6 protein-coding genes and 1 pseudogene are annotated in these 4,199 nt (G+C 69.8%); 2 read left to right on the top strand and 5 right to left on the bottom strand.

Features of this window, described 5'->3' with window-relative positions:
- Window positions 1-226: pseudogene (locus Q0Q47_RS31045) on the bottom strand (hypothetical protein); the annotation flags it as partial.
- Between the two features lie 197 nt (window positions 227-423).
- Here Q0Q47_RS31045 and Q0Q47_RS31040 point away from each other — a divergent pair.
- On the top strand, window positions 424-801 hold the full coding sequence (locus Q0Q47_RS31040; protein ID WP_293869046.1) for a response regulator: 378 nt from the start codon (window positions 424-426) through the stop codon (window positions 799-801).
- Between the two features lie 9 nt (window positions 802-810).
- Here the strand turns inward: Q0Q47_RS31040 and Q0Q47_RS31035 are convergent, their stop codons facing one another.
- From Q0Q47_RS31035 to Q0Q47_RS31025, 3 genes are read right to left on the bottom strand one after another with little or no spacing between them, the layout of a single operon-like run.
- Complete coding sequence (locus Q0Q47_RS31035; RefSeq protein ID WP_293869044.1) at window positions 811-1,488, bottom strand: class I SAM-dependent methyltransferase; 678 nt, start codon at window positions 1,486-1,488, stop codon at window positions 811-813.
- A complete protein-coding gene (locus Q0Q47_RS31030; protein ID WP_293869042.1) occupies window positions 1,485-2,381 on the bottom strand; it encodes an NAD(P)/FAD-dependent oxidoreductase in 897 nt (298 codons plus the stop codon). Before Q0Q47_RS31030 ends, Q0Q47_RS31035 begins: the two co-directional genes overlap by 4 nt.
- Complete coding sequence (locus Q0Q47_RS31025) at window positions 2,371-2,835, bottom strand: Rrf2 family transcriptional regulator (RefSeq protein ID WP_293869040.1); 465 nt, start codon at window positions 2,833-2,835, stop codon at window positions 2,371-2,373. The genes Q0Q47_RS31030 and Q0Q47_RS31025 overlap by 11 nt, the downstream gene beginning before the upstream one ends.
- A 206-nt stretch (window positions 2,836-3,041) precedes the next feature.
- Between Q0Q47_RS31025 and Q0Q47_RS31020 the strand changes: the two genes are divergently transcribed.
- Complete coding sequence (locus tag Q0Q47_RS31020; RefSeq protein ID WP_293869038.1) at window positions 3,042-3,674, top strand: cell envelope biogenesis protein TolA; 633 nt, start codon at window positions 3,042-3,044, stop codon at window positions 3,672-3,674.
- Window positions 3,675-3,705: 31 nt separating this feature from the next.
- Here Q0Q47_RS31020 and Q0Q47_RS31015 read toward each other — a convergent pair.
- Window positions 3,706-4,199: pyridoxamine 5'-phosphate oxidase family protein (locus tag Q0Q47_RS31015; protein WP_293869036.1), on the bottom strand; the 494-nt coding region annotated here is incomplete at its 5' end.

Raw genomic sequence — 4,199 nt, 5'->3', positions numbered from 1 at the left:
TGACCAGCGAGCGGGAGCCCTCGAACACGACCTTGCAGGAGAACTTCTTCTCGACCACGGGCGCGATGATGGTCTCGACGAAGCCCTTGTGGCTGGCGGCGCCGCCGACGACCAGTTCCTTTCCCTGGGCGCGCAGGATGCGCGGCGCGGCGAGCGCCGCGGTGGCGGCGCCTGCGGCAGCGAGCACGGTGCGGCGGTTGAGGACGGCGATCTTTGACTTGTTCATAGGCAATTCCCCCTGGTCGAGGACGGGGGACGCAAGGACCGTGCCGATGGACGGGTCTGGCATGCGGCGTTTCGCCATTCGCCCCTCCGTACGGGAACTAACCGAGTCGTTCGGTCGTTCTGGACCCGTGTCGGGAAGCCGGCGGCATCCGGAAGCCGGAGCGCGGGCCATGGGGGTATGTTGTGGAAAAGACAGCGGTGCTTGTGCTGATCGCCGAGGATCAGGCGGAGATCGGCGACGTGTTGAAGGAGTCCTTCGAGGAGGGCGGCTACGAGGTGCTGCTGGCCGCGACGGGGGAGGAGGCGATGGCCGCGCTCGACGCGCAGGGCGACGAGGTGCGTGCCCTCGTCACCGACATCAAGCTCGGGTCGAGTACCACCGGCTGGGACGTGGCGCGGCATGCGCGGGAGCTGAAGCCCGAGATGCCGGTGGTCTACATGACCGGCTCCGAAAGCAACGACTGGGCCTCGCTCGGGGTGCCCAACAGCATCCTGGTGCCGAAGCCCTTCGCGCCCGCGCAGGTCATCACCGCGGTCTCGCAACTCCTGAACGCGAGCAGCACGCCCGGCGCGTGAATCCCGCGATCAAGCCCGAGAGACCCAGCCTCTGAACGAGAACCCGGCATAGAAGAGGGCCACGCCGGAGAATCCCGCCTCGCGCAGGACCGCCCCCTCTTCGCCGTCGGACAGGAGCGGCAGGCCATCCGCCATCTTCGCTGCCGCGAGGCGCGACCGGGCGAAGCCGGCGCCGGCCCGGTCGGCGAAGGCCGCCGATCGTGCAAGCCACGCGACGGCATCGTCGCCGTCCGCGATGCTGTGATGGGCGACGACCAGCGGTGCGCCGGGCTTCAGGCGCCGGTGGATTTCCCGCAGCGTGTGCAGGCGCTCCTGCCGTTGCAGGAAGTGCAGCGTGAGCAGACAGGTCGCGCCGTCGAACGGCCCCGGCTGCACGGTGTCGATGAAGCCCTGCCGGAGATCGACGCGCGCGCCCAGCGATCCCAGGACTCGGCCCGCCAGGTCGAGCATCCCGGCCGACGGATCGACGCCGACGAAACGCCAGCGGGGCTGCGCCTCGGCGAACGCTTTCAGTTCGAGGCCGCCGCCGGCCCCCACGACGAGAATGTCCGCCGCCGCGGGCGCATGCTCCGCCAGCAACAGCATCGCCATGCGGTGCAGGTCGGCGTAGCCCGGCACCTTGTGTGGCGTGGCCGCGACATAGTCCGCGATCGTCGCGGGCGCGGCGAAGGGCTGCGCCGCGTTCATCCGCCGAACACGAGGGCGCGGTGGAGCGACGTGCCCGCGGTGACGCCGTCGGCCACCGCCCAGCTGACGCTGTGTGGCGCGCGGGCAATGTCGCCCGCGGCGTAGAGGCCGGGCACGCTCGTCATCTTGTCGGCATCGGTGCGGATGATCGGGCCGGCTGGGCCGTCGTCGATCGCGACGCCGAGCCGTTCGGCGATCGGGCTGGCGAGGCACGATTGCGGCGCGACATAGAGCGCGGCGAGCTCGGCCACGCGCCCATCTTCGAATTCGGCGCCGGACAGGGCGCTGCCTTCGCCGAGCAGACGCGCGACCCGGCCGGGCTCGACCGTCACGCCATGCCGCGCGAGCCTTTCCGCATCGCCGGGCGCGAGCGCGGCGCCGTTAAGGAACAGGGTCGTCGGTCCCCATTCGGCAACGAGGCAGGCCTGGTGGACCGACAGGGGCGTGCGAAAGAGCACGCCGAGCCGACGGTCGCTGAATTCGAACCCATGGCAGTAAGGGCAATGCAGCACCGTGCGGCCCCAGCGTTCCTGCAGGCCGGGGATCGGCTGCAGTTCGTCGCGCAGGCCGAAGGCCAGGATCGCCTTGCGGGCCGCGATCTCCTCGCCGCCCGCCAACGAGACGGCGAAGCCGTCGCCGCGCACTGTCGCCTCCGAGGCTTCGCCCTCGATGAAGGTGACGCCGGGATAGCCCGCGAGCTGCGCCCGCGCCCGCGCCAGGATCGACGAGGGTTCGCTGCCGTCCGACCCCAGGAAACCGTGCGAGGCGGGGGCGAAGCGGTTGCGCGGCTGGCCGGCATCGATGACGCACACGCGGCGGCGGGCGCGCGCGAGGTAGGTGGCGGCGGCGAGGCCGGCGAAGGCGCCTCCGACGATGACGACATCATGCTGCATGGTTGGTCTCCAGGTCGGTCGACCCGCCGCGCCGGGCGAGGCGTTCGTGAAAGTCGGCGCTCAGCGCCGCGAGGGTGAGGGCGCCGAAGCGGCGGAGCAGCAGGGCCTCGGCCTCGTCGAAGGCGTCGCCGAGGGCGGCGTTCACCGCCTGCTCGACCAGACAGCCGGGCGCCTCAGTGCGGTTGCCCATGGCCAGCAGCCCGGGCTGCCCGAGCGCCTCGTAGATGTCGAGCAGGGTCACGGCGCGGAGATCGCACGCGATCGTCCAGCCGCCGCCATGGCCCTTTTCCGATTGGACGAACCCGCGCTCCCGCAGGCCCCCCATCAGCCGGCGGATCACCACCGGATTGGTATCCATGGCGCGCGCCAGCATCTCCGACGTCATCGGATCCGGGTGCTCCGCCATGTGCAACAGGACGTGCAGTACGCCCGAAAGTCGGCTGTCTCTTCTCATGAAACTTCATATGTTACGTATGCTGGCTGATTTCAAGCCCTCCCCGTCGACCTTTGCCCACAAGTGGTTGAAAAAGCGCGAAAATCGACGCGAATAAACGAAACATTCGAAATGAGTGTCACGGGTCCTGCGCAGGTATCATGATACCGCACCGGCAACCGGCGCTCGCCTGGAAGCGTTCCCGCGGTTCGGGAGGGAGCGGACGGATGGCGCGGAAGCTCAAGGTCTTTACGACGTCGGCGGGCTTCTTCGATCTCGCGGTGTCGGCGCCGTCGATGAGGGCCGCGCTCGACGCCTGGGGCGCGGGGGCCAATCTGTTCCACCAGGGCTTCGCGCAACAGACCGACGATCCGGCCATCGTGAAGGCCACCCTGGCGCGGCCGGGGGTCGTGCTGCGGCGGCCAGTCGGTACCGACCAGCCCTTCAGGGAGGAAGCCGAGGCGTCGGAGGCGGCATTCGACGGCCAGGCTGCAAAGGAACCCAAAGCCACCCGCCGGCGGCGAAAGCCTGTTCTGGCGGAAGCGACCGATCGCAAGGAAGAGCGCGAAGCCGCGCGTGCCTTCGAAAAGGAGCGGGCGCGCCGCGAACGCCGGGAGCGGCAGGAGGCGGCCGAACGGCGCAAGGAAGCGGCGCGGCGGGATCGCGCCATCGCCATCGCGACGGCGGCGATGGAGAAGGCCGAGGCGCGCCATGAGGCGACCGTCGCGGAGATCGAACAGGCCCGCGCGGCGCTGGACACGAGGGCAGACCGCGAGGAGAGCCGCTGGCGTCGCGAGAGGGAGACGCTCGAAGAGAGGCTGCGCCAGGCGCGGGTGCCGCGTCACCTGCGGCCAGTCTGACGTCGGAGTCTAATGCCGTCTCGACGCGCCGCTACCGGCCCTTCAGCCGGGCCACTTCTTCTTCGAGTTCCTTGATGCGCCGGGCGAGGTTGTCGACGGCGGGCGCGATCTCGGCCTCGCTGTAGCGCGGGACGATGTACTGGCGGCAGTTGATGTCCCAGGCCTCGATGGTGAAGGCGATCGCCCGTTGGGGCCGCGCGCGATAGGCCGGGTCGACCAGGCGCTCCATCAGTTCGAGGTCGCCTTCGACGATCCGCGCCCGGCCCCACAGTTTCAGCCGCTGCTGGGTGGCGAAGTGCAGCACGAAGATGTGGGCGCGGTCGTTCTCGCGGAGATGGCCGAGCGAGATGTACTGCTGGTTGCCCGCGAAGTCGGCGAAGGCCAGCGTGTGGCTGCCGATGGGCTTCAGGAACCCCGGCGGTCCGCCGCGATGCTGTATATAAGGTCGGCCGTCGGCGCTGGCCGTCGCAAAGAAGAACGTGTCGATGACGCCGAGGAACTGGCGGAGATCGTCGGTGATCTCCG

This window comes from uncultured Alsobacter sp. (assembly GCF_945952055.1).
Taxonomy (GTDB): domain Bacteria; phylum Pseudomonadota; class Alphaproteobacteria; order Rhizobiales; family Beijerinckiaceae; genus Alsobacter.
This window is presented reverse-complemented; position numbering and strand designations above follow the sequence as displayed.

Bases quoted from the DNA above. Each gene is read 5' to 3' on its own strand.
- Q0Q47_RS31035 (WP_293869044.1), bottom strand. From the start codon at position 1,488: ATGAACGCGGCGCAGCCCTTCGCCGCGCCCGCGACGATCGCGGACTAT.
- Q0Q47_RS31020 (WP_293869038.1), top strand. From the start codon at position 3,042: ATGGCGCGGAAGCTCAAGGTCTTTACGACGTCGGCGGGCTTCTTCGAT.
- Q0Q47_RS31030 (WP_293869042.1), bottom strand. From the start codon at position 2,381: ATGCAGCATGATGTCGTCATCGTCGGAGGCGCCTTCGCCGGCCTCGCC.
- Q0Q47_RS31025 (WP_293869040.1), bottom strand. From the start codon at position 2,835: ATGAGAAGAGACAGCCGACTTTCGGGCGTACTGCACGTCCTGTTGCAC.